We start from the raw sequence: 26,503 nt of genomic DNA on the forward strand, positions 1-26,503 counted from the left end.
CTACGATCCTTAGATTATCAGGTCAATAACTCTTTTATAAACTCAAGGTACCTTAAAACTTCTAAATTTGAAGGCTGAGCAGCTAAAGCTATGGAAAATGCAGCCAACAACAAAAAAACTATCAAAACGAACAGGAACACTGGGGATAAAAGAATTAAAACCATTTTCAAGCTCGAGGTAATATGTATGCAGCTTGCCCCTTTAAGCAACAGGTAAAAATAAACACATGTAGAAATAAATCCACCGGCAAAGGGGATGAGGAAAAAGAGATAAGCTGCTTGAGCATAGAAGACTACCTTTAGTGTCTGAGAAAAGGTGGCTTTTTGGGCTCGGAATACAAATACTGTAAAATGTACATAGAGGGCAGAAATAAACAGCTGAATGAGTTGAGTAGCTGGTGCAGAGATAAAAGAAAATGACGAACTTTGAGTTGAGCCAAACCAATGAGTTATCGAACTCTGAAATATTTCCAAGGTCCCCCAAAGTATTTGGCCACTTAGCCCAACTCCTATACAAAATAGAGCAAATATTGCTGATGGCAGAATGTTTTTGTTATGAGCCAAATCAGAGAAAGAAGAGCTGGGTAATAACAAAATGTTTTTTATTGAGATAAAGAGAGCCTGTAATGGTGATTTTTCTCTTAAGCTGGTTTCCCAGGGAATTGTTGCAGGAATGATAGACTTATCTAAGACAGTAATATTACCACAAAACGAACAGACTGGAGATACATAATAGTTCTGCGTAAGACACTTTTGACATTTCACCGTAAAGAAGCTACCTTGTCATTAAATTCAAATAAGTTTTTTTAGTATTAGAAAATACTTTCTATTGATTGCAATCCCCAAAAACTTCTTCATTTAAACTCTAACAGGACTATTCACTAAAGAATTAGATGGTACTAAATTTATCTCGTTAGTTTTTATTGGATTACAAACCTTGGAGATACCTTTTTATTATATCAATTGGATTGTATATTTATTGATTTTGGTCGAATTTTATTATAAACTGAAGATGTTACAACAAGCGCTTTTTTATATGTGGTTCCGATCAAAAAAGTGCAATGTAATTTGGAGGATTTTTCATGATTGTTATTACAGGTGGAGCTGGTTTTATTGGAAGTTGTTTAGTTTGGATGCTTAATCAACGTGGAGTAGAAGATATTTTGATCGTCGATAGATTGGGGACCAGCGAAAAATGGAAAAACCTGGTTCCGCTCAAATATCAGGATTTCTTGGACAAAGATGACTTTATTTCACGTCTTGAAGCTGGTGAATTGAATTTTGGAATTGATGCTATTCTTCACCTTGGTGCATGTTCTTCTACCACAGAAAAAGATGCATCCTATTTAATGGAGAATAATTTCCGATACACGGCAAGAATAGGCCATTGGTGGGAGCGTAATCAGGAGTGCAGATTTATTTATGCCTCCAGTGCTGCTACTTATGGTAACGGTGGACAAGGGTATGAAGACCGGGAAAGCGACTTACATGATTTAAGACCATTGAATATGTATGGGTACTCTAAACATGTATTTGATCTTTATGCCCAAAAAAAAGGCTGGTTAAAAAAAATAGTAGGTCTTAAATACTTTAATGTTTTTGGACCAAATGAAGAACATAAAGGTGATATGAGAAGCCTTATAGCAAAGGCTTTTAAAAGGGTTAGAGATGAAGGTGAAATATCGTTATTTAAATCAAACCGAGCAAATTATAGTCATGGAGAACAGAGAAGAGATTTCATATACGTAAAAGACGTTGCTGCTATGACTCTTTTCTTCTTACAAAACAAAAAAGGGGGTATTTATAATATTGGTACAGGGGAGGCCAAAACCTGGAACGACCTGGCGCGTGCACTGTTTAATGCTCTTGGTAAGGAAACTGTTATAAAGTATGTAGATATGCCCGCAAGTCTCGAAAATAAATATCAGTATTTTACTCAGGCTGAAATGGAAAAATTAAGATCTGTTGGATGTGACCATACATGCATGTCACTTGATGATGCAGTAAAAGATTATGTTCACAATCATTTGATTACAGAAACTCCATTGGGCTGGTAAGGGAGAAGTTTTTGGACCAGTTAGATGTCAAAATAAGCTCAGACTTTTTAACTGCAGCTCTTCTTATTCCAGTAGAGTGTAAGAACATATCTTTTGATAACATAATGCAGTTTCTTGCACAAAAAAAAATCGTATATGGTGTAAAAGAGAAGAACATACATCAGATGATTTCCGAAAAAAAAATCGGTTCATATACTATAATTGCTTCAGGAAAACCTGTAGAAAGGGGAAGACCTGGAAAAATTCAATTACTTATAGATACATCAAAAATCGGCAAACCTAAAGAACTCAAATGCGGTAAAGTGGATCACAAAAATCTGGGACTTATTGTAAATGTCAAAAAAGGAACACCGTTGGCCAGAAGAATACCTTCTGTACGAGGTTCGGATGGTATAACTGTTTTTGGGAAAACTTTACCTGCTCCTCAAGAGAACGATGTAATATTGAGGGTTGGAACCGGAACTGAGATATCAGTTAGTGATCCAAATCTTTTGGTAGCAAGTATAGATGGTTATTTGAGAATAGCTGAAGATACAATAGAAGTACATTCTCAAAAAGTAATAAATGGTGACATAGATTATGCTACAGGAAACATCTCCCTTGATGGCGATTTAAAGGTAACCGGTTCAATTAAAGCCGGTTTTGAAGTTCATATATCCGGATCTCTTGTGGTTTATGGGTGTGCAGAAGAGACAATAATAAAATGTGGTGGTAGTATACAAGTCCGAAACGGAATCGCCGGATCAGGTTCTGGATTAATTGAGTGTGGGGGAAAACTCAGTGCAAAGTTTATTTCAAACTTTACTGTGAACACTGATTCCGACTGCACCGTTTATGATGATATACTTCACTCATCTATAATATCACATGGTAGAGTTACTGCTAAAAATATTGTGGGTGGATATGTTGCTGCTGCAAATGGAATTAGAGCAAAAGAAATTGGAAATGTTTCGGAAACTAAAACTATCGTTGATATTGATCACAAAGCTATGAAACAAAAACAACGTTCTTTAGTACTGAGCAAACTAAAAGAATCTAAAGCTAAGTTAAATACAGAAAAGAAAATACTTTTTGATTATTTAAAAAACCATATGGATCAAAATGGTAATATACAGGATTTAGATACCTTTGATGAGATGAAGCATTCCTTGCTATTTTTATATATTAATTTCTGTTCCCTCCAAAAACAGATTTCTGATTTGGAATCTTCTTTAACCTCCCCCAATTGTCCAATTATAAAAGCATCAGTAGTATATCCTAATGTTGTTGCTAATCTTGGAAATCAAAAACGTTTAATTAAAAAAGTTGAAAAAAGCGTAACCTATGAAATGATTAGCGATGAGGCCCCGTGTACAAAAAACGACATTAGGGCTATTAGTGGTGGAGGTAAATGATTTTATGAATTCTAAATACTGGTTTATTAGCTTAGTTCTGTTTTTTGGTTTATTCACAACCAATGCTGACGAATCAATTGATTACATTCATTACAGACTTGGTGTTAGATATAAGAATGAAAAAAAATACGACCTGGCAACAGAAGAGTTCAGGAAAGTTTTAGCTGCTTATCCCGATAATTATAATGCATACATGCACCTTGCTGAAATTCACTCTTTGCAGAATAATCCCAGATTAGTCATTTATTACCTTCAGGAGGCCCTAACCTACAATCCAGGGTGGGGAAAAGCTCATAAAATGTTAGCACAAGCCTATGAGCAGGATGGTCAAATCCAAAGAGCCATAAATGAACTTCAACAGTATATGCAATCAGCAGATCCTGCGGAGCGTGACAGTATTCAACTTACCATTGATAGCTTTATAACCAGAGTTGGAGGGGTAGAGCAAGCTACTGAAATAGATCAAAATGTACTTGAAGAACCCTCCGACAACATTAAGCGTGATACCACTGATGAACAGGTGGATAGAGATAGTGCTGATTCAGAACAACAGGATGAGGATGATACAGACCCGGAAGTTGATCGTTTATTCAGCAAAGCTGTCGATTACTATAATCACAATAAATATGATTCTGCAATAGCTGCGATTCGGGCCTGTTTAAAAGTTAAGCCAGGTCACCCAGGAGCATACTACTATGCTGGTTTGATCAGGCGTAAAAAGGGGCAGAACAGAATGGCCAGAATCAATTTTCAAAGGGGTCTAAATCACCCTAATCTTGGAATAAATGGACATTTCTACTTAGGAAAAATTTTTGGTGAGAAAAAAAACTATAATGAGGCAGTAAAACACCTCAGAGCTTATATTGAAAATGCAAGAAATGAAAAGCATATAACGAAAGCAAGGACATTACTGGATCAGTATAGCCCTTTAGTCAGCGAAACAACAAGAAAAAATGACCAAACTAAAGAAACCAGTGTTGGTTATGATGTGATCGAAAAACGACATTACGCTCCCATAGAAATCAGAATCGATTCCCTTCTTTCCATGATGACTGTTGATACTCTGACCGATGTGGGACAGAAATTACTTAACGGAATAAGAGGATTTAAGTCCGACAGGTTTGATAGAGCGGTAAATGAGTTTAGGAAGGTGTTGGTAGAAAATCCTCAGGGCTCATTGGCTGCTCATAGTATCTATAATATTGGGATATGTTTTTATAAAATGAGGCTTTATAAAGATGCTCAAAATCAATTTGAACAATTTCTTGATCGATTTCCTAACAATAGGTTTGCTCCAAACAGTATGTTTCTTAAAACAATGTGTTATCAGCAACGCAGTGATTTTGAAACAGCGGAAAGGCTTTGGAGGCACTTTATTCGTGAATATAGGCAGCACGAATGGGTCCCTTTAGCATGGGAGAGACTTGGTGATACTTATGTTCACCTTGCTGATCTTAGAAAAGCAATAGAAGCTTACAACCAAGCTTTGAATCTTAGCAAAAGTGTATCTGATAAGGTCTATACATATTATAAAAGAGGTAATGTTTTTCGCTTACTTGAAAATTCCAGAAGAGCTGCGGATTCCTACAAATCGGCCATTAAACTTGGAGAGGACAATAATGTATACCTGAGGGTACCTGACTCTTATTACAAACTTGCCGATCTTAAATTTAAGCAAAGAAATTTTCAAAAAGCTCTTCCATTATATCAAAGGGTGACAAGAAAGTATCCGTCATTCCACGAAACACCCTGGGGGTTATTTCAAATTGCAAATATCCACAGAAATCTCATGGAATTTCAAAACGCAGTTGATGTTTATAAAAAATTAATTGAGCATCACTCACAAGATTACTGGGCCAGACAGGCTGAATGGAAACTGGAGGATACCATTTGGGAACATGAATACAGATCAGTGCTTAGAAGATAAAAAAAATAATTGACTCCGCCGCTTACCTATTCTAAAATAACCATATATGAATAAAAATGATACATTACTTGTTGAACGACTCATTGAGTCGTTCAATGCTCAACTTTGCTGTTATAAAACGCTGCGCGACACAGTTAGATCCATGATAAGCAGTCTTGTGCTTTCAAGGGGAGATTTATCCGTTATTATAGAGGGCATAGAAAATAAAAGCAAGTTATTGGAAAAAGTACAGGGTCAAAGAAATAGTGTGGAATCTGATATTATCCAGTGGCAAAAAAGAAAAACAGCAATAAAAACCAATAATCTTGTTTCTGAATTAGAAAACGTCTTGGAAAACATGGAAATGGTAATAAAAGAATTCCTTGAAGATGAGCAAAAACTAAAGATGTATATGGAAAAGCTTTATGGGACTCAAACTGGAGTCAGGGCGTGAAAATGATGGAAGTAAAAGATGCGTTTTCAGTTGATGTATATAGAGACCTACACCGTGCATTTGTTGAGTTTCAGAATAGAGCTGAGAAGCTAAGTACTGCATATGAGGCCATGCAGCAAGATTTTAAGAATGTAAATATTGAGCTTGATAGAAAAAATGCGCAACTTGCAGGGAGTCTCGCCCAAAAGGAAGAAGTACAAACATATCTTAACAGTATTTTGGAAAGCATGGATAATGGGGTTATCGGGGTTAATACGGCAGGGGAAATAACTCACTTCAATAAGGCGGCGGGAATAATTACAGGGTATAATGCTGAGAAAGTAATGGGAAGACCTTATACCGAAATATTTATAACTCAAGAGAGTCGGGGCAGTACTCTTTTAAAAACGCTTCAAAGTGGTTGTGAACTTTTACGTGATGAAAGAGTTTTGTGGCACAAAGATGGTCACCCTGTGCCCGTTTCCTACCAAACAGCAATTCTTAAAGACGGGAATGGAAGAAAACTAGGAGCTGTAGAAATTTTCAGTGATATATCCAGATTAAAAGCAATGGAAAGAGAGATGCAACAGAACAGGACAATGGCTGCACTTGGAGAAATGTCTGCTACGGTTGCACATGAAATTCGTAACCCTCTTGGTGCAATGGGAGTGTGGGCTGGGTTGCTCGAACGAGATCTTGAACCAAAAGACAGTAGAAGGAAAACCCTAAACAAAATAACCGAAGGTTTATCCAGACTTAATAAAATTGTTTCAAATTTACTGGTTTATACTCGTCCCGTAACCACTGAATTTCGAAAGCTTGAATTGGGTGCACTGCTTGAAGAGATTGTTGATTTTACTGAAATAGAAATTGAGAGGCTCGGTGTTAATATAAAGGTAGATAAAAAACTTAAAGACGCTGAAAATCTGTTTGTACTTGCTGATCCAGAAAAAATGAGCCAGGCTATTATGAATGTTTGTCTCAATGCTGTGCAGGCTATGAACGATGGGGGAACCCTTGCTGTAAGCTTTGAAAAAGGGAAAAAGGAGAGGGGGTTTTCTGCATTTACTATTTCTGATACTGGATGCGGAATGGAAAGTGAAGTTTTGGAAAAAATATTTGATCCATTTTTTACCACAAAAGAAAATGGGACAGGACTTGGATTAGCTATAGTAAAAAAGATAGTTGAATCTCACAGCGGACATATAGATGTTAACAGTAGTAGTGGTAATGGTACCAGCGTAAAAATATTTCTACCTTATTTAAAAGATTAGTTTGTAGGTATTTATCAAAAGAGAAAAAAAATGAAAATACTTGTTGTAGATGATAACGAGTTATTTCGGGATTCTATTGTAGAGACCCTCAGAAGACAGGAATATCAGGTCATTGATGCACCTGATGGAATTTCTGCTCTAACATTATTTTCAGAGCAGGAGTTTGATCTTGTGATCTCAGATATGAAAATGCCTGGTATGAGTGGTATGGAGCTTTTGGAGAATGTTAAAAAAATAAAGGATGATGTACCATTTTTGATTATTACCGCTTATGGAGCAATTGATACTGCTGTAGAGGCAATTAAAAAAGGTGCATTCGATTTTATACAGAAAACCGATAGCCTTATAAGGGAGTTAGAGTTAACGGTTGAACGTACACTAAAATTTAGAACTTTAGTAAAAGAGAACTATAGACTAAAAAAAGAGATCAAAAATAAGTGGAGCTATATAGGAAATGTAGCATCTATAACAAAGATAAAAGAGCTAACAAAAGCAGTGGCTGAAAGCCGTTCTACTGTACTGGTTACCGGAGAATCTGGTACAGGAAAAGAGCTCGTTGCACGATCTATCCATTATCAAAGTCCTCGAAGTCAAAAACCATTTGTTAAAATAAACTGTGCAGCTCTTCCGGAAGGATTGATAGAATCTGAGTTGTTCGGACATGAAAAGGGTGCTTTTACCGGTGCTATAAACCGCAAAGCCGGAAAGTTTGAATCAGCTTCAGGAGGTACTTTGCTCCTTGATGAGATTGGAGAGATGCCTCTCACTGCTCAGGCAAAACTTCTACGAGTGCTTCAGGAAAAAGAAATCCAAAAAGTTGGCGGAGATGATACCATAGAAATAGATGTTAGGATTGTTGCAACTACTAATCGGGATCTTGAGGAGCTTGTTTCAAAAGGAACTTTTAGAGAGGACCTTTTTTACCGCCTTAATGTGTTTCATATACATCTACCACCTCTTAGAGAAAGAAAAGAAGATGTTGAAGAGTTGGTTAGACACTTTATTACTAAGTACAATGATGAGAATGGTTTTAGTGTTGAAGGGTTTGAAAAGGAGTGTATAAAGCATCTCCATTCATATACCTGGCCTGGTAATATTAGGGAACTTGAAAATACTGTTGAACGCGCAGTGGTCCTTACTCGGACCGGTCTAATAGCTCCTGATGTTTTTGATATCAAATCAGGAAATCTAAATGGATCAAAAATCAATAACCTTGAAGTGGGAATGACTATAGCAGATGCCGAAAGAAATCTCATCTTAAAAACTTTGGATGCGTGCAATCAAAACAGGACTAAAGCTGCCCAATTGCTTGGGATTTCAATTAGAACCCTAAGAAATAAACTCAATGAGTACGCCCTTGAGACAAATAGTGTTAGTGAGTCATAGAATATCACTGCAATCTAATAAAAGGGAAAACTGATGTTTGGTAATAATACCAAGTCTATATTTTTTACTACTGCTGTAATCTACCTCTTTTTAACTGTTCTCAATGTTACCATTTTCATTATAATGGTTTTTGAAAACCAACTTGATCTTATTGCTAAAAACGCAATACTTTCAAGTCAACATACTGCTTCAAGTCTTAAATACCGAATCGATAATATAGTAAATAATACAGGTCTCCTTAACTCTTCTAATATAAATCTTATACTCAAAGAAGCTACTACATTAAATATTCACAATCTTACTCTCTATACTGAGGGTGGAAAAATATTTGTAGAAGTTGTAGAAAACAATATCACTGGTCGTGAAAGTGCTGATATGGATGAATTGCGGTTAATCAATATGGCTATAACACGACAGGGTTTTGAAGATAAACTGTTTTACCATGATGTGGATAAAGATAACAGAAAAATTATGCTCTTTATACCTTTTGTTTTTGAAACTGAGAATATCGGTGTTGCAGGAATAGAATTGTATATGAGTGGTGTTGATAAGCAAATGGGGTATTTATACAGACAATGCGTCATAATTGGTGTTTTGGTTGCAGTTGTTCATATACTTTTTGCGTTCTTGTTTATAAAAATGATCATTTTGCCTATCAAGAAAATTAATGAAGCAACTAAATCTATTGCTAAAGGAGATCTTGATATTCGGGTGCCAAAATTTGGAACAAATGAATTTGGCCAACTGGCGTCTTCTTTTAATGAGATGAGTGTCGCATTAAAACGAATGAGTAATGAAGCAAAGGAGTCAAATCCACTCACAGGGTTACCAGGAAACATCTCTATCGCCAATTACATCAATAAAAACTTAAATGAGAATCAAAAAATATGTGTACTGTATTGCGATCTTGACAATTTTAAGGCATATAATGATAAATATGGTTTTACAAGGGGAGATGATGCGCTTCTATATACCAGAGATTGCTTGCTTAGCGTTTCTAAAAGGCGTGATGTAAATAATGTTTTTGTAGGACACGAAGGTGGTGATGATTTTGTAATGGTGTGCCCTTATGAATATTGGGAAATTATTGCTAAAGCATTAATTACTACTTTTGATAGAGGGATATATCAATTTTATAATAATTCAGATGCAAAAAATGGCTATATCGATTCGGTTAATAGAATGGGAGTACGACAAAGGTTTCCGATTATGAGTGTATCTGTAGCAGTAGTAACTAATTTAAATCGTCCTTTTAGAAGACATGCTGAAATTATTCAGGTTGCCGCTGAAGTTAAATCGTACGTTAAAACAATAGATGGCTCATGTTATGCAATTGATAGAAGAACCGGATCTGGTAAACCTGCAAGGATAAAAAATAAATCTATGCAATCTAAAATGACCTGAAAATGTAAGCAGCTATGAAAACTTTAACGAAAATAGCATTGATACTGCTTCTAATTGGTTTTACTTCTGTATTTAATGCTGGGTTAATTGATATTAGAATGGAGGAGGTAAGATACCTTCTTGGTTCATATGCTGCACGTCAGGATGTTTCAAATGCTTTTGGTATAATTGCAAGATATGAGATGATTAAGAAAAGAATGAATAGGGGCGATGATAGCGATTTAGATGCCCTTGAACTTGAAGCCCGTATACAGGCCCTAACATCTGCTGAAAGATTTAGAAATGAGGCGCAAACATTTGAAAAAATACTATACAATGTTCCTGTAAGAACTGTTTTAAATTCAATAAGAATACTCCTCGGTAAAGAAATTATTAATCCAAAAGAAGATGATAAAATATTTAATGTAATAGAGATCGCTTATTTTTGGGAGAGAAATCGAAAATATCATGAAGCGATAAAGATATATTCAGATGTTCTGGATTATATCTTGCCAGATGAAACCAGAGCCGCTGTTTTAGTTCATAAAGCATTTTGCTACTCTATGCTAAATGATTACGAATTGGCAAAAAAATACTACGAAAAAGTCATTAGTTCTTTTCCTGAAACTGAAGCCGGAATTATTTCATGGCGCTTGCTTGAATTTATAGAAAAGATGCAAAAGCAGCGTGTGGAGCTTGAATCAATGGATATTTCAGGATTAGATAAAGCAAGGCAGTTTTACTTGTTGATGGATTATAGAAGTGCAATAAGGCATATCTCAATTTATCTCGACAATTTAACAAGTAAAACTCAGAAAATGGAAGCAAGATACTATAAAGCCCGGTCACATGAAGAACTTGGTGAGACGCAGGAAGCATTAATTGAATATCGAAGAATCATTAGGGAAGCACCACAAATGAGATGGGCTAAGTTATCTAACAGACGCCTGCTTATGCTTGGTGAATTCTATGAACATCAAAAAACTGTGGCAAATGAAGCCAGAAGACAGCTAGAAGCATATCAGGATCAGCTCTTTATGAGAAACATTGAAAGATACTCACATATGATGACTCTGGATCCTCTTCGGGAGCAGTTGATAAAAGATGAGCATACCTTCGAAATACTAAGTGACGATTCGATTCTAAACTTGATTAGTAAAATCGGTATGCACGATACCAAGGAAGAAGAGCAAAAAGTAGCAACAAAAAATCAAACACGATCTCAAAGAACAAGGATTCAGGAAACTTCAGAAGCTAAAAGTCCTGAATATCTGGAACTGAAGAGAAGGCAACAGCTTTCGATCAACCCCTACAGAAGACCAAGTTTTATAAAAAGGATTATCGATGAACATTCTCCTGAGCTGCGCTTTATCTATAATCGTCACCTTAGAACAGAAGAAAAAATTTCGGGGCAAATGCTGGTAGAGATGACTATTGCTGCCGATGGAACTGTTACAGCAACAAGAATCGTTCAATCAACAATGGGTGACCCCAATTTTGAGCAAAATGTTCTACAGAGTATTTTAAAATGGAATTTCAGAGCAGTACCAGACTCATTAGGTGAATTGGTTATTAATTACCCCTTTGAATTTTCTGAAAACTGATCTGGAACTGATCATTTTAAATCGTCTGAAGTTGGTAACGAAACAATCCCGCCACCCTTCATCCCTTTAAAAAGAGCCACGGAGTTGGCAAATCCGGCTGCGGTAAATGGATCAAACCCCCGTGCAATGCAGTGAAGAAAACCACCGTTAAAGGCACTTCCGATTAGAGTTTTATCCTTTATGTCTTCATCGTGGTTTTGTGTGGGAAATTCTTCTACCTTACCATTATAGCCCACAACACAGCCTTCCGGGCCTGTCTTAACCACCACTATGTGTACTCCTCTGTCCCATAAAAAACCGATAACATCAAGTGGGCGTTCATATCCAAAAAGTGCTTTTGTTTCATCCGGCGCAGAGGTGAAAATAACATCAATGAGGGGCAAAACTCCCCACAAACTCTCCTTTGCATCATCAAGCGACCATCTCTGAAGACGAAGATTAGGGTCGTAAGCTACCATTATATCGTTACTGTGTGCAAAATTGAAGGCCTTAAAAATGGTGTGCCTGGCACTTTTTGACACCGACTGAAGTTCACTTGAAGCATAGATTATCTTACAGTTTTCGATAAGATCATCATAGATCATAGAGGGACTGATATGCTGTGATGCGCTCCCTGGGTGATGGATGAGATACTCCCTGATTTCTGGATATCTCGAACTGGTAAAATATAACCCATTATAGCCGCTACAGGTAACTACATGGTCAATATTGATTCCTTGTGAGAGTAAACGCTCACGAATAAAGGTATGAAATGAGTCACGGGCAACAGCTGAAACCATCTGTACCCCTGATCCTAAGCGGGCTGAAGTTGATGCTACAACCAGGTCCGATCCACCAATGTCTTTTTCAAATTTGTCACAATGTATAACATCACCTTCACAGCGAAATTCTACAAAACATTCTCCTATTACAAGAAGATCATAATCGCGTATATGAACAGGTTTCATTAAATGCCCCGAATAGTGAATAATTCTAATCTCTTCTTCTCTATCTACTCTTAATAAAATATATTACGACGCGCCATCTGTCTTAAGGGCTATAAAATCAAAGAAGAAAAGTAAGAAAAAAATCTTAGGAAAGCTATAATAAAAACCCATTCAAATATCGTATGCAATGAGTTATTTTATATTATGCTGAAGATACTTTAAATGGATGAAAACCAATGAAAATTATAGCTGATCAGAATATTATCTATGCCAAAGAAGCTTTTTCCGACCTGGGGGAGGTTATCTGCATCCCCAGCTACAGCATCAATAATGAAGAATTGAGAGATGCAGAAGTAGTGCTTGTTAGATCTGTAACACCTGTTACAAAAGAGTTGCTGGAGGGAACGAAAGTAAAATTTGTGGCCAGTGCTACAATTGGTATTGACCATGTAGATCTGGAGTATCTTCAGCAAAATAATATTGGATTCGCCCATGCTCCCGGTTCAAACGCTAATAGTGTAGCAGAGTATATATTTTCAGCGATATTTGCAACTACTGGATTGAATTATTGGGAACTTTCCGGAAAAAAAATGGGTATTATCGGTGTGGGTAACGTTGGAAGCAGAGTGCTTAGAATCGCTAAGACGTTGGGCATAGAGTGTTTGCTTAACGATCCACCTAAAAAGCGACTCACTCAGAGTGAGTACTATTTGCCTTTGGAGCAGGTTATAGCTGAAGCTGATTTTACAACAATTCACGTTCCGCTCATATCTTCGGGTGATGACAGTACTTATCATATGGTTAATAGTGAGTTTATTTCTGCCGCCCGTAAGGGCTCTGTGCTCATTAATACAAGCAGAGGAAAAGTTATAGATGAAAAAGTACTCCGCTCAATGAGAGATCATTTTTCCAATGTTGTGCTTGATGTTTGGGAAAATGAACCTGCTATTAACACTGAAACTGTTCGAATGGTCGATATCGCAACTCCACATATCGCCGGATACTCCTTCGATGGCAAGGTGACGGGGACGGAGATGATTCAGGAAGCTGCTTACGCATTCTTTTTTGCTAAAAGTTCCTGGTCTGTATGCCCTGAAGAAATATCTTGTATTCATGATACACTCGATTTAAGGCAATCAAAAGATCCGGTTGTTGAGGCTATTCATCGTGCTTATCCGATTAGTGAGGATGATAAACAATTTAGGGCCATTCTTAAAGTAAAAAAAGAACAACAACCTTCCGTTTTTGAAGAGCTGAGAAAAAACTATCCTAAAAGATATGAGTTTACTCATTATAAAGTATTGGTGCGACCTGATCAGAAAGAGGAAAAATGTATTCTTTCAGATTTGGGGTTTATTGTTGAGCAGAAAAAAATATGACTTTCTGTAGAAGAATGAAAATGTGCAATATGTTGCCCTGAGTAGCTCTTGTGTTTGAAATATGAGAGTCTTTCATCTGATTTCAGGACCAATTCATGGTTTATATAATTATGGGTGTAACAGCGAGCGGCAAGACAACTGTAGGGAAATTACTATCCAGCAGACTTGGGTGTAATTTTTATGATGGCGATTCTCTTCACCCTCCAAACAATATAAAAAAAATGAGAACAGGAATTGCTCTAAATGATAAAGATCGTCAACCATGGCTTGAGCGCATTGCACATTTGGTCAGTGAGAATGTAAAACTGAAAAAAGATGCTGTAATTGCCTGTTCGGCATTAAAGAAGCGCTACAGGGATATCATACGAGGCCAAAATCTTTGCTTAGTACTTTTCGTTTATCTGTATGGATCTTATGAGCTCATTTTGAAACGTAGTACATTACGTACTGAGCATTTTATGCCTTCATCTTTGGTTGAAAGCCAGTTTAAGGATCTGGAAGAACCTGAAGATGCCCTGACAGTATCTTCTGAAACAAAACCAGAAGAGATTGTAGAAAAAATTATTGATTATTCATCTAACAATTGCGATATAAAACGAGCTAAGGAGTGAAGATGAAGGCAGATATAGGTGTAATCGGCTTGGCTGTGATGGGACAGAACCTTATATTGAATATAAATGATAAAGGGTTTACGGTTGCTGTTTACAATAGAACGATCACTAAAGTCGATCGCTTTCTAAATAAAGAAGCAAAAGGACGAGAAACCATTCGGGGCACCTATGATATACAACAGTTCTGCTCAATGCTGAAAAGACCCCGCAAAATAATGCTTATGATAAAAGCAGGCAAAGCAATTGATGATTTTGTAGAGCAACTTTTGCCCTTTCTTACCCCCGGTGATGTAATTATTGATGGTGGTAACAGCTTTTTTGGTGATACAATCAGACGTACCTACTATCTTAGGGATAAGGGGATCAACTTTGTTGGAACAGGAATCAGTGGTGGGGAGGAGGGGGCAAGGCACGGCCCTTCGATTATGCCTGGTGGGGAGTATGAGGCCTGGCCTCTGATTAAAGATATTTTTCAATCAATTTGTGCACATACACCACAAGGGCAACCATGCTGTAACTGGGTAGGATCAGATGGTGCCGGTCATTATGTCAAAATGGTTCATAATGGAATAGAGTATGGAGATATGCAGCTTATTAGTGAAGCATATAGTTTGATGAATGGCCTCCTTAAGCTCTCTCATTCCCAAATGGCCGACATCTTCGATAAATGGAACTCCACAGAGCTTCAAAGTTATCTTATTGAAATAACTGCCAGGATCATGCAACACAAAGACAATGATGGAAAAGTACTACTTGAGAAAATTTTAGATAAAGCCGGGCAGAAAGGAACAGGTAAATGGACGAGTGTAAATTCTTTGGATATAAATGTTCCTGTTACTCTTATTACAGAGGCTGTTTACGCCAGAATTCTTTCTTCGCTAAAAGCCGAGCGGGTAAAAGCAGCAGGTTTTTTTGAGACATCAGAATTCGATTTCACTGGTGATGTTGATTCATTTATCAGTGATATTAAAGATGCACTCCTGGCCTCAAAGATAATCTCTTATGCACAAGGGTTTATGCTTCTTAAAGCAGCAGCAAAGACCTACTCATGGAAGCTAGATTTTGGTGACATCGCTTTGATGTGGCGTGAGGGGTGTATTATAAGAAGTAGCTTTTTGGGGAAAATCAACGACGCCTTTCAAAATAACCCTGCGCTTGAGAGTCTTCTTTTTGACCCTTATTTCTCAACCATTATCAAATCAGCTCAACAATCATGGAGAAAAGTTGTTTCAACCGCTTTTAACGCCGGTATTTCAGTACCTGCTTTTGCTTCCGCACTCACTTTCTTTGATTCCTACCGATCTGCGAAATTGCCTTCTAATCTCATACAGGCTCAGAGGGACTATTTTGGGGCACATACTTATGAGCGTACTGATGCGCCGGAGGGGCAGTTTTTTCACACTAACTGGACCGGTACTGGGGGAGATACTTCTGCCGGATCATATCAGGTATAAGAGGAACAGACTTTGCTTTTTTCTTACCTGTTTTAAACAGGAGAAATTATGCCAGAACTACCTGATGTAGAGGTTTTTAGAAGAATCGTAGAAAAAACCGCTCTTAAAAAAAAGATCACCGATCTGCAGGTACTTAACAGCAAGATCTTAGAAACGAGTACCCCAAATGATTTTAAAAAAGCTTTTTTGAACAAATCCTTCTCTTCTGTTATTCGACACGGAAAGCACTTGTTCTTAGGCACAGAATCAATCTTTTTACATATGCATTTTGGAATGACCGGTTACGTTAAATACTGTAAAAGTGATAATCCATTCCAGGCCTACGATAGAGCTGCATTATTGTTTGATAATCACTATAAACTAGTATTTGTTAACAAGAGGCTGCTTGGTAAAATTGGAATGTGTCGGGATGTTAGGGAATATTTGAATGAGCATAATATAGGAGTTGATGCCCTCTCTTTAGGAAAGAACACGTTTAATCAAATCATAGAAAAAAAGAGAGTAAACATAAAGCAAACGCTAATGGATCAAAAGGTAATCGCTGGAATTGGTAACATATACTCCGATGAGATTCTTTATCAGGCAAAAATTAATCCATTTTTGGTTGCATCTGAACTAACCGATGCACAAAAAGGGAAACTATTTAATGAGATGAAAAAGGTTCTCAACGCTGCAATAAAAGCTGATGCTAAGCTTGAAAACTTGCCTGCCACATATATTCTAAAAAACAGAAAAAAAGGCGCTGTTTGCAAAAGATGTGGCACAAATATTAATAGCGAGAAGGTTTCTGGAAGAACCGCTTACTACTGCTCTAAGTGTCAGGATGTGAACTGAGTTAACTTAAGATATCATTGAACCAATTTTAATTTTTTGTGAATCGAATGTTGTTTGCGTTTTCTTTGGTTTTGACATTTTTGAAGTAACCAGTGCTAAAATATTCTTAAAAAAATCGACACACCCTTTTTCTACTACTGTGTATTTACCGCACTTACCTGAAACTGCTTTTGCATCTCCGGTTACAATTATCGCCTCGATATCTGGCTTGAGAGAAGAAACCAAATTTAAGAAATCTAAACCAGTCATTTTCGGCATTTTGTAATCGGTAATTATTAGAGACGGGACTTCTGTATCCTTAATGTAGGAAAGAGCAGTGTGAGGGTCGTCAAAGGTTACTATGTTACTATAGCCCGATTTTTTCAAAAACATTTTCATAACGGTTAAACCGATCTCCACATCATCAAGAATCAGTATGGAGCCTGCCACATTAAACCTCCCAAGTTGAATTAATTGTAAGTTCCTTTCCGAAAGAGTAAAACAGCAAACACCTTGCCGAAGAACAGAAATATGCGTTATCCGGCTAATGCGGATAACGCATAAAACTACTCAGTCTTCACACGAATCTATCCCCATTGGGCCCTGAGGCTCATCTTCTGCAGAAAATGTCTCTTTTGCGGCATCCTGTGGATTTGAATACTGCCGGTCTGGAATGTTTTGCAGTGCAGCCAATATTGGCTCTGGGGCATGGTCATTTTTAGCAAATGTAATAATGTCATTTTTTTGAGCTGGGAAATTGGTTTTTTCTAAAAATTGCTCAACGTCTATTGGATTAACTTTCTTTGACATGGAAACCTCCCTGTCGGCACTGAGATCAGGATATATACTAAAACCCCTCAATTTAAAACTTACGAAACTATACTCTAATAGTTCGGTCAAAAGAGGGGATTTATGTGCTTTGGGTTCCATAAAATCACCGAAATATTGCTTTTTTCGCTCCTGTATAATTACTCTTAGTACTTATAATACTTAGCATCACTTCCAAGCATCTCTTCAATTCTAAGCAGTTGGTTATATTTAGCAATTCTTTCCGAACGGGCCGTTGCGCCTGTTTTTAATTGGCCGGTTCCTGCAGAAACGGAAATATCAGCAAGGAAGGAATCTTCAGTCTCACCGCTTCTATGGGAAAACATACATTTGTAAGAGGCTTCAAGCGCCATTTCAACTGTTTTGATTGTTTCGGTGACTGTACCAATTTGGTTTAATTTGATAAGTATGGAATTTGCAATCCCCTCATCTATTCCTTTTTTTAGAATTTCTGAATTGGTTACAAAGAGATCATCACCTACCAACTGCACCTTATTTCCTAATTCTTTTGTAAGAAGTTTCCAGCCCTCCCAATCATGCTCCGAAAGTGCATCTTCGATGGAGATTACCGGGTATTTGCTCAGTATAGATCGATAATACTCTACCATACCTTTTGCGGGGAGCCGTTTTCTATCTGCTTTTAATACATACTCTCCATCTTCATAAAACTCGCTTGCAGCAGCATCCATAGCAAGCGCTATGTCTTCACCTGGTCTGTATCCAGCTTTTTCAATAGCTCTTACAATAAGCTCCAGTGCTTCTTCGTTTGTTTTTAACTCAGGTGCAAATCCACCTTCATCACCAACACCTGTATTGAGTTTTTCAGACTTAAGAACCGATTTAAGTGAATGATATGTTTCGGTACCAAACCTTAAAGCTTCACAAAATGATGGGGCTCCAACGGGTGCTATCATGAATTCCTGAATATCAACATTAGTATCTGCGTGTGCGCCACCATTTAGGATATTAAAAAAAGGTATTGGAAGAGGATTAATCTTTCCGGCGCTTAAATAGAGAAACAGGGGGGTTTTTTTATCCTGTGCTGCTGCTTTTGCTACAGAGATAGATACCCCCAGAATCGCATTCGCTCCAAGTTTTTCTTTATTGGGCGTACCGTCCAGCTCAATCATCAAATCATCAATTTTCTTTTGCTCTGAAGGATCTTTTCCCTTTAAAGCATCGGCGATGACAGAATTAACATTTTCCACAGCTTTTAGAACACCCTTTCCATTATACCGATTGGGGTCTTTATCTCTAAGTTCAATGGCTTCTCTGCTTCCGGTAGATGCACCTGAAGGCACCGCCGATATGGCTTTTATACCATTTTCAAGCGTAATTTCCACTTCTACGGTGGGGTTACCTCTGGAATCGAGAATCTCTCTTCCACGAATCTCTTTAATTGTGGCCATGATGAGCACCTTTCTTGATTTTGGGTTATAAGTACGCAGGTTTGAGAGTAAAAGGTAGCAGAGAAAATCTAGCAAAAATTAGTCCATGAGAAAAAAGAGTCTTGGTCTGTTCATTGCAATTGATTTATAACAGGTAGGAGCTGGTAATTATAATCCTTGGGAGTGTCTCATGAGAGTGTATGTAGACATAGATTCATGTGAAGGTTGTGGGATGTGTGTGAGCTTGTGTGAGGAAGTGTTTTGCCTCGCTCCGGATGGAAGAGCAGGCTCAAAGATGTTTAATGTACCACAGGATTCTGAAGGAGACTGTTTTCTGGCGGTACAATTTTGCCCCAGACATTGCATCAGAATAAGAGATATTCGTAAGTCAAAGGGCAACGGAATTCAAAATTTTGAACTCTAACCCTGGTTTGTAGGCCTTCTTGTGAGCGCAGGATCTATCTTTAGTGACTTCTTAATCATTAAATACCGGTAGGTTTAGAAAGAATGGCTCGAAAAAGAGGGTTTAACAGTAGCGGGGATGAATTTTCTCCCGAAAGCTATGGCAGAGAAGAAATGCTGTATTCAGCTGGTCGAAGAGATACTGCGCAGTTTAAGGTGGGCCAACGCTGGGTCAGTGAAATGGAACCTGAATTGGGGCTTGGAAAGATTACTTCCACCCAAAGCAGATTTGTTGAGATCTCCTTTCACGGGGGAGCAGATAAGCGTCGTTACTCTAAGGAAAATGCTCCTCTTTTGAGGGTGCAATTTGGACCTAACTCACACATTGAGCTCAAGAATGGTAAAAAGCTTCTGGTTTTAAAAACAGAAGAAAAAGACCAGGAGCTTTTCTATACTACAAAAGAGGGCGTCGTTGCAGAATCTGAACTTAGTGATTCCATGAGGGCCGCCGGGCCATTGGACCGATTAATGGCGGGTGAATTTGATCCGCTCTCTGCTTTTACCCTTCGCTATGACGCTCAAAAGCTTAAAAGCGTAATCGAGAATTCAAACGCGCTTGGCTTTACCGGGCCAAGAATTCAACTTATCCCACATCAGCTATATATCGCTCAGCAAGTGGCAGCCAGGTACAAACGGAGGGTTCTTTTAGCTGATGAGGTGGGGCTTGGCAAAACTATTGAGGCCTGCCTTATTCTTCACCGACTTATTCTCACTGCCAAGGTAAACAGAGTATTGATTACTGTACCAAATGCTCTTGTTCACCTTTGGTTTGTTGAGCTGTTGAGAAAATTCAATCTGACATTTAAAATCTTTGATGAGCAATATTTAAACGGCATAGAGGATAAAGAGTGTAATCCGTTTCTTACAGAGCAGTTTGTACTTTGTACTACAGACTTACTTGTGAAAAATACCATTGCTGCTCAGCAGGCTTTGAATGCAAAATGGGATCTTCTGGTGGTGGATGAAGTTCATCACGCAAGAGAGGGAAGTGACTTTTTCAGACTCCTTGAAAAGCTGACCCTTACTGTTTCCGATGTTTTATTTCTTAGCGCGACACCTGAGCATTATGGAAACAGAGAACATTTCGCCAGATTGCAACTGCTCGACAGTGCCAGGTATGGTGAGTATGATACTTTCCTTAAAGAGATGAAATTTCACTCACAAATAGCCGCCGTCACCGGTAAAATTCTGGATGGTAACGAACTCACTGAAGAGGAGGTCGAATTTTTGACCACCTTATCAGCCTCTCATAAAACAATCAGTGCAGAAGAAATAAGAACAGCAAGCAGTGCTAAAGAAACTACCAGAGATGAGATGGTTGCAACACTGCTTGACCTTTTTGGTGTGGGGCGAGCAATCTTCAGAAACACCCGGGCAAATATCGGCGGATTCCCATCCCGTACGGTAATGGTCAAGCCTCTTCAGGCGAATAAATCTGTAAAAGAAAGGGTGATCAGGGAATATAAATTCGATAGTGAGCCAGTGCCATCAGACACAAAGATCTCACTTAGTGCAGATCCAAGAATCGACTATATCGTTTCGATTCTAAAAGAGTTTAAAGATCAGAAAATGGTACTTATCTGTACCACAAAAGAGAAAGCTGTTGCCATTGATGCTGCATTGAAAAAGAAAATCTCTGTAGACACTGCTCTTTTTCATGAGGATATGACTCTTATCCAAAGAGACAGAAATGCTGCATGGTTTTCTGAAGAGGATGGAGCAAGGTTACTATTGTGTTCTGAGATTGGCAGCGAAGGACGTAACTTTCAGTTTGCACACCACCTGATACTGTTTGATCTACCGCATAATCCATCGCTTTTAGAGCAGAGAATAGGCCGTTTAGATCGTATCGGTCAAAAGGGGCCAATCATAATTCACCTGCCGGTTATAATTGATACACCATACAGTGTACTTGCCAGGTGGTATAATGAAGGGCTTGAACTGCTTGAAACTTCTTTTGCCGGGTCTTTTGAAGTTTATGAACGAGTACGGGAAGAGCTTCGAGAAGTTATTGCTGCGGTTATAAAAGGGAGTGAAAAAGAGGAACTGTTGGAAAAACTTATCGCTCATACCTTTAGAGTAAAAACTGAGATTGCTGAGCGACTTCAGTCCAGCAGAGACCGGTTACTTGAGCAGCATTCTTTCAGACCACTTAAGGCAAAAAAACTTATTGATCTGATCAGGAAAACCGAGAAGAGTAAAGAATTAGAGAGGGTTGTAATGTCACTTTTAAAGGAACAGGGGATTTTTGCCGAACAGACAGGCAACAGAACATATAAACTGTGGGCTGATGCCTTTGGTGAAAAGGAACTTCCCGGAATACGGGAGTCCCGTCCTGTTATAACCTTTGACCGCTCAACCGCTCTTCATCGGGAAGATTTTGAATTTATTACAATGGATCATCCGTCAGTGAGAGGTTTGTTTGACCTTTACTTAGGTTCTGCCAGTGGTAATTGCACTTTAGTACAAGTGAAAGGTAAAAAGCAAAAGCTAATATTAGAAACTGTTTTTGTCATTGAATGTAATGCGCCGCTTTCTCTCAATACCAGCCGTTTTCTTCCTCCAGAACCTGTGCGAATTGCAGTCGATCAGAGCATGAATGATTGCACCGATGAAATTAATGCTCTGCTATCTGAAGACAAGTTGGTACAATTGAAGACACACCCAATACTTTCAAACGAGCATCTTAAAATGCTTTTTCCGGAGATGGTTAGAAGTGCCGAGGAAGTTGCTTTTGATATCTCATCTAATCGTATTAAAAGGGCCCGCCAGGAGATTAGCAAATCGCTGGGAAATGAGATAGATCGCTTCAACTATTTACGTGATCTTAATGAATCTGTTTCAGAACAAGAGCTTGAAGCTGTAAGAAAAGAGAAAGATGAGTTGATTGAGGCTGTTGATGGAGCTGTTCTAAGACTTGATGCCTTACGGTTAATTATTTTGCATCAGGGCTAAATTGCTTAGGGCTTATAGTTTATTACTCAGGGGGCACATAGGACACTCAGACTCCAGACTATAGCTTAAAGTTTGTACTACTGTATTTCTAAAAGAGGCTATACCCATTTGGTTCTCACTGGAATTTTTATACAGGCCCGGAATGTAAATTAAGAAGAATGTTTTAAAATTGATGAGGGCGTTTTGCCCTTAAACAGGAAAACGCCCTTAAGTTCAATCTTGTTGGGATAGCAACGCTTTGTATTTGCTATTCAATAAAGAATGCATTATAGAGTGCATTTACTGCCTTTTTTTCATCAGAAGCATCGATTCCAAAGATAATACTGATCTCGCTGCTTCCCTGATTAACCATTTTAATGTTAACACCGCTTTCAGAAAGAGCTGTAGCTGCCTGGCCAAGCACACCGATTTTGTGAATCAGGCCTTCACCGACCAAAGAGACAAGGGCAATACCAAATTCGGTTTTAATTTCCTCTGGTGTTAGTTGTTCATCGAAGGCACGGATAATATTGTTTACGGTTTCGGCTTTCAATTGTGTTTGGTCGAGAATAACTGAGATGTTGTCTACTCCGGAGGGGCAGTGTTCATAGGAGAGGTCCATGTCTTCTATGATAGAGAGTGTTTTGCGTCCAAATCCCTTTTCCCGGTTCATAAGGAATTTTTGAAGGGTGAAACTGCAGTAACCTCCTCCGGATGCCACTCCTATTATATCACGTTCGTTTGGCAGCCTTTCGGAAACGATGAGCGTGCCCTTATTTTCGATATTATTGGTGTTGCGCAGGCGGATAGGAATCTTCTTTTTCATGATTGGTTTTACTGCTTCTTCATGTAGCACATTGAATCCAATATAAGAAAGTTCCCGCATCTCCTTATAGGTAAGGGCTGAAATTTGAGAGGGATTATCTACAATTCCGGGATGAGCGCTAAAGATACCATCAACATCGGTCCAGTTTTCATATTCCGCTGCATCTATTGCTTCTGCCAGTATAGCGCCGGTCAGATCGCTCCCACCTCTGCTGAATGTAGCAACTTCACCTTTTTCTGTATAACCGAAAAAACCGGGAAAAATAACTATTTTCTCAGCACAGATACGTTTAAGTGAAGCAAGCCTCATAGCCACTTCATCCAGTGGTTGAGCATCACCAAACTGATCAGTTACAATCAGACTTGCATCCTTGGGACTCACATATTGGGCATTCATTCCAAGGGTGTTTAAGTATTGAGCAAAGAGTTTACTGTTTATGTCTTCACCTGCCGACACCACCAGATCACGAAACTTTGCTTCATGATCTTTTGGAGACTGAAGGCGTTTGTCGATTTCAGAGTAGATTTGCTCCTGAACATCATCCGGAACGCCCAACGGCTCATAAATTGCCATGAAACGACTTCTGATCTCTTGGATTGTAGCACTGTAATCCTGATCATTAAGCGCTTTTTGAGCAGATTCAATGAGTAGGTCTGTTACCTTAACATTAAAACCTGGTGCTTTGCCTGGTGCTGAGAGCACAACACAACGCCGATTCTTATTCTTTTTAAGAATTGAAACGATTTTTTTCATCTTTTCACTGGTGGCAACAGAGCTACCACCGAACTTACATACTAAAAAATCCATTATAATTGCTCCGATGTCTGTAATGTATTAGAGGTGGGCAAGGTTCCTTTAGGGGGCGTTTTTATCCCCCCGCAGATCCTGTAGTTTTGGGGCGTAATTCCGGTATGCTTTTTAAAAACACGCGTGAATGAATTACAGTTAGGGTAACCCACTTTGTATGCAATATCTACAATTGGTATAGTAGTTGTCTCAAGGAGATGTTTTGCATGCTCAATTCGTACGCTTATCATGTACTGATAAAGGGTTAGACCTGTTTCTTTTTTAAACAGTATGTTAAGGTAGTTTATATCAACAGCACATTCACGTTCCAGCTCTTGCTGGTGTTCCATGGATGCATAATTTGATTTCATGAAATTTCTGGCCATTGCAACCAAACTTTTGGCTTTGTTTTTGGGAAACTGATTTTCCTCAATTAGCAAAAGGCCTTTTTTAAACAGAACGACCAGTATTTCAAGAATGCGTGAAATGGTTGCAAGCCCAAGCATCTCTTTTCCTTTAGAGAGCACAAGCATCAGATCAAAGATGAGGTTTTCAAAATACGCTTTTTCATTGCCTTCAAGATTTATCTTACCTTCAATTTCACTATTCCAGAAGCACTTAGCTTGATTTGATGGGTGGAGTGAAAAGAGAATCTGAAAACACTGAAAATTGCCTCGCTGGTGTAGATAGCTATGACGTTCACCCCGGTCCATAATACCAAGCAGTCCGGGCCTTGCAGTTCCAAAGCTACTGTTTGTGACATTTTGAAGTATTCCAAAACCTTCAGTTTGATACCACAGTCTGTAACAATTTTGTTGGAATTTCAGTGGGAAGTAAGAATTAGCCTTGGCAGGTGATCCATTATATACCAGGTAATCCATGGAATGGATCTCTATTTTTACCCTCGAAAGCTCAATTACTGGCTTATCTTGCCAGCTCTGCAGACAACAAAAGGTACTAAGTCCCGGTAAATCAGGGTGATCCCTGTATACCGGACTATTAAATTGTGCCAGTAATTCATCACGATTCGAAAACATGACCAAATAAAATACATTATGTACCAGTTGGTGTTGGTAATAAGATTTTGCAGATTTTATATTAGTAGTATTACAATTTATCTTTTTTCATTTAAACGCTTCTGAAGTAAACTATGCCTCCCAAAAACTCGGACACAATCTTTATCTCTGATGATAACTCTCTTGCGCTCTACCTCAAGGAGATTAGCAAACATAAGTCGCTTAAACTCGAAGAGGAAGCTGAACTTGCCGTAAAGATCAAAAAAGGGGACCGAAAGGCTCTGGAAAAACTGGTGAAAGCAAATCTTCGCTTTGTAGTCAGTGTGTGTAGAAACTACCAAAATCAGGGTCTGCCATTAAATGATCTTATCAACGAGGGTAACCTTGGTCTCATAAGAGCTGCCAAGAGATTTGATGAAAAGAAAAACTTTAAATTTATCTCCTATGCAGTATGGTGGATACGTCAGGCTATACTGCAAGCCCTTGCCGAACAGTCCCGAATTATTAAATTACCTCTTAACAGGGTCGGCACAATCCATAAAATCGGAAAAGCTCAGAGCAGACTGGAGCAAAAGTACAGACGCCTTCCAAATGTGGAGGAATTGGCCCAGGAGCTCAGTATAGACCAAAAAGAGGTTGGTGAGACGATAAAAATCGGTAACAGCCATATGTCGCTTGATGCGCCACTTCTTCAGGGGGAAAGTTCCAAACTCTACGATGTTCTTCAAGACTCAAAAAGTGCCAAACCAGATGACGGTGTTATGGATATCTCTCTGCAGGAAGAGATTGAAAGAACGCTGGATACTCTCTCTGAAAAAGAAAAAGAGGTACTGAAACTCTACTTTGGTATCGGTGAGGACGTGGCGCACACTCTTGAAGAGATCGGATTGAGATTCAATCTCACCAGAGAAAGAGTTAGGCAGATAAAGGAAAAAGCCTTAAAGAGGCTTAAGCACTCTTCACGCAGCAAGCGATTAAAGATGTTTAGAAACAGTGATTAAAAAATAAACGTAATTCAAAGAGAATCTATTCTGTTGATTAATTCTCCGATTATGTTTTCAATGGTCTGTTGCAACACAGTCTCAGCGTGTTTGGTTGCATTAAAAGCTGTTCTTTCTCCTGTGTTTCGTATGGTAAAACCGCGTACATTCGTTGAATCGTAGGGGTCAGTGAGGGTGAATTCTATTTTCACAGCTGACCTCAAGATTTGATGAAAAAACCTGTCCTCTTCACTTAATTTAAATTCCAAAAGAGTGGCTTCTAAAATAAAATCTGCTGTACTAGGATCTGGTGCATAGATACCATGGGAAGAAAAAGCATTTTTAAGGGACTTTTGAATAACTTCCTGAGGTTGTGGTGATGATACCAGTGCAGATTTGGTACGTCGCCCGGTTCTTGTATACCCGATAATTGAAGAATCACTGCTGCTTGAATTATTGGTGATTTCTCCAACAAAAACTTTTTTTCTGTTCTCAAGCCTTAGACTGTCCCCAATTTCATTTACTACGGGATTGATAGCGATAGGAGGAGTCAAAGTAGTAGATGAAATAGCTGTAGTGAAAGCAATCAATAATAGAGAGATAATGTTTTTCATCGCCACTTCCTTACTTAAAAGCAAAATAAATCTGCAATGGTCATGGTTGG

General features: G+C 38.4%; 23 protein-coding genes. 15 read left to right on the top strand and 8 right to left on the bottom strand.

Annotated elements, in window-relative coordinates:
* Nucleotides 1-17 precede the first annotated feature (17 nt).
* The gene (locus tag QA601_06990; protein MDG5814814.1) at nucleotides 18-764 is read right to left on the bottom strand and encodes a YIP1 family protein; all 747 of its coding nucleotides are present in this window, start codon (nucleotides 762-764) and stop codon (nucleotides 18-20) included.
* Nucleotides 765-1,081: 317 nt separating this feature from the next.
* Here QA601_06990 and rfaD point away from each other — a divergent pair, with 317 nt between their 5' ends.
* The 8 genes from rfaD to QA601_07030 all read left to right on the top strand — a co-directional run bounded on the left by rfaD (nucleotide 1,082) and on the right by QA601_07030 (nucleotide 11,436).
* Nucleotides 1,082-2,056 (top strand): ADP-glyceromanno-heptose 6-epimerase, encoded by a 975-nt coding sequence (gene rfaD / locus QA601_06995; GenBank protein MDG5814815.1) that lies wholly within the window; start codon nucleotides 1,082-1,084, stop codon nucleotides 2,054-2,056.
* A gap of 11 nt (nucleotides 2,057-2,067) precedes the next feature.
* Complete coding sequence (locus tag QA601_07000; protein ID MDG5814816.1) at nucleotides 2,068-3,450, top strand: FapA family protein; 1,383 nt, start codon at nucleotides 2,068-2,070, stop codon at nucleotides 3,448-3,450.
* A gap of 4 nt (nucleotides 3,451-3,454) precedes the next feature.
* Entirely contained in the window at nucleotides 3,455-5,377 is a 1,923-nt protein-coding gene (locus QA601_07005; GenBank protein MDG5814817.1) for a tetratricopeptide repeat protein, read from the top strand.
* Nucleotides 5,378-5,534: 157 nt separating this feature from the next.
* Nucleotides 5,535-5,810: a hypothetical protein gene (locus QA601_07010; protein ID MDG5814818.1), complete on the top strand. Its 276-nt coding sequence runs from the start codon at nucleotides 5,535-5,537 to the stop codon at nucleotides 5,808-5,810.
* Nucleotides 5,811-5,812: 2 nt separating this feature from the next.
* Nucleotides 5,813-7,063, top strand: coding sequence for an ATP-binding protein (locus QA601_07015; GenBank protein MDG5814819.1), 1,251 nt, complete (start codon nucleotides 5,813-5,815; stop codon nucleotides 7,061-7,063).
* Between the two features lie 30 nt (nucleotides 7,064-7,093).
* Nucleotides 7,094-8,449: a sigma-54 dependent transcriptional regulator gene (locus QA601_07020; GenBank protein ID MDG5814820.1), complete on the top strand. Its 1,356-nt coding sequence runs from the start codon at nucleotides 7,094-7,096 to the stop codon at nucleotides 8,447-8,449.
* A gap of 33 nt (nucleotides 8,450-8,482) precedes the next feature.
* The gene (locus QA601_07025; GenBank protein MDG5814821.1) at nucleotides 8,483-9,853 is read left to right on the top strand and encodes a HAMP domain-containing protein; all 1,371 of its coding nucleotides are present in this window, start codon (nucleotides 8,483-8,485) and stop codon (nucleotides 9,851-9,853) included.
* A 14-nt stretch (nucleotides 9,854-9,867) separates the two neighbouring features.
* Nucleotides 9,868-11,436, top strand: a complete 1,569-nt coding sequence (locus QA601_07030; GenBank protein MDG5814822.1) for a TonB family protein — start codon at nucleotides 9,868-9,870, stop codon at nucleotides 11,434-11,436.
* An 11-nt stretch (nucleotides 11,437-11,447) separates the two neighbouring features.
* On the opposite strand, the gene QA601_07035 is transcribed toward QA601_07030, so the two are convergent.
* Nucleotides 11,448-12,383, bottom strand: a complete 936-nt coding sequence (locus tag QA601_07035) for a sugar kinase (protein MDG5814823.1) — start codon at nucleotides 12,381-12,383, stop codon at nucleotides 11,448-11,450.
* Nucleotides 12,384-12,598: 215 nt separating this feature from the next.
* Between QA601_07035 and QA601_07040 the strand changes: the two genes are divergently transcribed.
* The 4 genes from QA601_07040 to QA601_07055 all read left to right on the top strand — a co-directional run bounded on the left by QA601_07040 (nucleotide 12,599) and on the right by QA601_07055 (nucleotide 16,640).
* Nucleotides 12,599-13,741, top strand: coding sequence for a 4-phosphoerythronate dehydrogenase (locus tag QA601_07040; GenBank protein ID MDG5814824.1), 1,143 nt, complete (start codon nucleotides 12,599-12,601; stop codon nucleotides 13,739-13,741).
* 95 nt (nucleotides 13,742-13,836) lie between these two features.
* Entirely contained in the window at nucleotides 13,837-14,352 is a 516-nt protein-coding gene (locus tag QA601_07045; protein MDG5814825.1) for a gluconokinase, read from the top strand.
* A gap of 2 nt (nucleotides 14,353-14,354) precedes the next feature.
* Nucleotides 14,355-15,806, top strand: a complete 1,452-nt coding sequence (gene gnd, locus QA601_07050; protein MDG5814826.1) for a decarboxylating NADP(+)-dependent phosphogluconate dehydrogenase — start codon at nucleotides 14,355-14,357, stop codon at nucleotides 15,804-15,806.
* A 48-nt stretch (nucleotides 15,807-15,854) separates the two neighbouring features.
* Nucleotides 15,855-16,640 carry a DNA-formamidopyrimidine glycosylase family protein gene (locus QA601_07055; GenBank protein ID MDG5814827.1) on the top strand — a complete coding sequence of 262 codons (786 nt, stop codon included), beginning with the start codon at nucleotides 15,855-15,857 and terminating at the stop codon, nucleotides 16,638-16,640.
* Nucleotides 16,641-16,646: 6 nt separating this feature from the next.
* Here the strand turns inward: QA601_07055 and QA601_07060 are convergent, their stop codons facing one another.
* The 3 genes from QA601_07060 to eno all read right to left on the bottom strand — a co-directional run bounded on the left by QA601_07060 (nucleotide 16,647) and on the right by eno (nucleotide 18,856).
* Nucleotides 16,647-17,069, bottom strand: a complete 423-nt coding sequence (locus QA601_07060) for a response regulator (protein ID MDG5814828.1) — start codon at nucleotides 17,067-17,069, stop codon at nucleotides 16,647-16,649.
* Nucleotides 17,070-17,189: 120 nt separating this feature from the next.
* Nucleotides 17,190-17,429, bottom strand: coding sequence for a DUF2795 domain-containing protein (locus QA601_07065; GenBank protein MDG5814829.1), 240 nt, complete (start codon nucleotides 17,427-17,429; stop codon nucleotides 17,190-17,192).
* A gap of 164 nt (nucleotides 17,430-17,593) precedes the next feature.
* A complete protein-coding gene (gene eno / locus QA601_07070; GenBank protein ID MDG5814830.1) occupies nucleotides 17,594-18,856 on the bottom strand; it encodes a phosphopyruvate hydratase in 1,263 nt (420 codons plus the stop codon).
* 169 nt (nucleotides 18,857-19,025) lie between these two features.
* Here eno and QA601_07075 point away from each other — a divergent pair, with 169 nt between their 5' ends.
* Together QA601_07075 and rapA are read left to right on the top strand one after the other, a co-directional pair.
* Entirely contained in the window at nucleotides 19,026-19,259 is a 234-nt protein-coding gene (locus QA601_07075; protein MDG5814831.1) for a ferredoxin, read from the top strand.
* Nucleotides 19,260-19,342: 83 nt separating this feature from the next.
* Nucleotides 19,343-22,252: an RNA polymerase-associated protein RapA gene (rapA, locus tag QA601_07080; protein ID MDG5814832.1), complete on the top strand. Its 2,910-nt coding sequence runs from the start codon at nucleotides 19,343-19,345 to the stop codon at nucleotides 22,250-22,252.
* 247 nt (nucleotides 22,253-22,499) lie between these two features.
* Here rapA and QA601_07085 read toward each other — a convergent pair whose 3' ends face one another.
* The gene (locus QA601_07085) at nucleotides 22,500-23,864 is read right to left on the bottom strand and encodes an aspartate kinase (GenBank protein MDG5814833.1); all 1,365 of its coding nucleotides are present in this window, start codon (nucleotides 23,862-23,864) and stop codon (nucleotides 22,500-22,502) included.
* Complete coding sequence (locus QA601_07090) at nucleotides 23,864-24,880, bottom strand: helix-turn-helix transcriptional regulator (protein MDG5814834.1); 1,017 nt, start codon at nucleotides 24,878-24,880, stop codon at nucleotides 23,864-23,866. Before QA601_07090 ends, QA601_07085 begins: the two co-directional genes overlap by 1 nt.
* Before the next feature lie 113 nt (nucleotides 24,881-24,993).
* On the opposite strand from QA601_07090, the gene QA601_07095 reads away from it, so the two are divergent.
* On the top strand, nucleotides 24,994-25,860 hold the full coding sequence (locus tag QA601_07095; GenBank protein ID MDG5814835.1) for an RNA polymerase sigma factor RpoD/SigA: 867 nt from the start codon (nucleotides 24,994-24,996) through the stop codon (nucleotides 25,858-25,860).
* A gap of 14 nt (nucleotides 25,861-25,874) precedes the next feature.
* Here the strand turns inward: QA601_07095 and QA601_07100 are convergent, their stop codons facing one another.
* Nucleotides 25,875-26,453: a hypothetical protein gene (locus QA601_07100; protein MDG5814836.1), complete on the bottom strand. Its 579-nt coding sequence runs from the start codon at nucleotides 26,451-26,453 to the stop codon at nucleotides 25,875-25,877.
* Nucleotides 26,454-26,503 lie beyond the last annotated feature (50 nt).

It is taken from the genome of Chitinispirillales bacterium ANBcel5, from assembly GCA_029688955.1.
In the GTDB taxonomy this organism is placed as follows: domain Bacteria; phylum Fibrobacterota; class Chitinivibrionia; order Chitinivibrionales; family Chitinispirillaceae; genus Cellulosispirillum; species Cellulosispirillum alkaliphilum.

What these genes read in the sequence shown, in the direction of transcription:
- QA601_07075 (MDG5814831.1), top strand. Translation starts at nt 19,026, where the DNA reads ATGAGAGTGTATGTAGACATAGATTCATGTGAAGGTTGTGGGATGTGT.
- QA601_07045 (MDG5814825.1), top strand. Translation starts at nt 13,837, where the DNA reads ATGGTTTATATAATTATGGGTGTAACAGCGAGCGGCAAGACAACTGTA.
- QA601_07090 (MDG5814834.1), bottom strand. Translation starts at nt 24,880, where the DNA reads ATGTTTTCGAATCGTGATGAATTACTGGCACAATTTAATAGTCCGGTA.
- rapA (MDG5814832.1), top strand. Translation starts at nt 19,343, where the DNA reads ATGGCTCGAAAAAGAGGGTTTAACAGTAGCGGGGATGAATTTTCTCCC.
- QA601_07040 (MDG5814824.1), top strand. Translation starts at nt 12,599, where the DNA reads ATGAAAATTATAGCTGATCAGAATATTATCTATGCCAAAGAAGCTTTT.
- QA601_07015 (MDG5814819.1), top strand. Translation starts at nt 5,813, where the DNA reads ATGATGGAAGTAAAAGATGCGTTTTCAGTTGATGTATATAGAGACCTA.
- eno (MDG5814830.1), bottom strand. Translation starts at nt 18,856, where the DNA reads ATGGCCACAATTAAAGAGATTCGTGGAAGAGAGATTCTCGATTCCAGA.
- QA601_07020 (MDG5814820.1), top strand. Translation starts at nt 7,094, where the DNA reads ATGAAAATACTTGTTGTAGATGATAACGAGTTATTTCGGGATTCTATT.
- gnd (MDG5814826.1), top strand. Translation starts at nt 14,355, where the DNA reads ATGAAGGCAGATATAGGTGTAATCGGCTTGGCTGTGATGGGACAGAAC.
- QA601_07030 (MDG5814822.1), top strand. Translation starts at nt 9,868, where the DNA reads ATGAAAACTTTAACGAAAATAGCATTGATACTGCTTCTAATTGGTTTT.
- QA601_07035 (MDG5814823.1), bottom strand. Translation starts at nt 12,383, where the DNA reads ATGAAACCTGTTCATATACGCGATTATGATCTTCTTGTAATAGGAGAA.
- QA601_07095 (MDG5814835.1), top strand. Translation starts at nt 24,994, where the DNA reads ATGCCTCCCAAAAACTCGGACACAATCTTTATCTCTGATGATAACTCT.
- rfaD (MDG5814815.1), top strand. Translation starts at nt 1,082, where the DNA reads ATGATTGTTATTACAGGTGGAGCTGGTTTTATTGGAAGTTGTTTAGTT.
- QA601_07100 (MDG5814836.1), bottom strand. Translation starts at nt 26,453, where the DNA reads ATGAAAAACATTATCTCTCTATTATTGATTGCTTTCACTACAGCTATT.
- QA601_07085 (MDG5814833.1), bottom strand. Translation starts at nt 23,864, where the DNA reads ATGGATTTTTTAGTATGTAAGTTCGGTGGTAGCTCTGTTGCCACCAGT.
- QA601_07055 (MDG5814827.1), top strand. Translation starts at nt 15,855, where the DNA reads ATGCCAGAACTACCTGATGTAGAGGTTTTTAGAAGAATCGTAGAAAAA.
- QA601_07025 (MDG5814821.1), top strand. Translation starts at nt 8,483, where the DNA reads ATGTTTGGTAATAATACCAAGTCTATATTTTTTACTACTGCTGTAATC.
- QA601_07005 (MDG5814817.1), top strand. Translation starts at nt 3,455, where the DNA reads ATGAATTCTAAATACTGGTTTATTAGCTTAGTTCTGTTTTTTGGTTTA.
- QA601_07065 (MDG5814829.1), bottom strand. Translation starts at nt 17,429, where the DNA reads ATGTCAAAGAAAGTTAATCCAATAGACGTTGAGCAATTTTTAGAAAAA.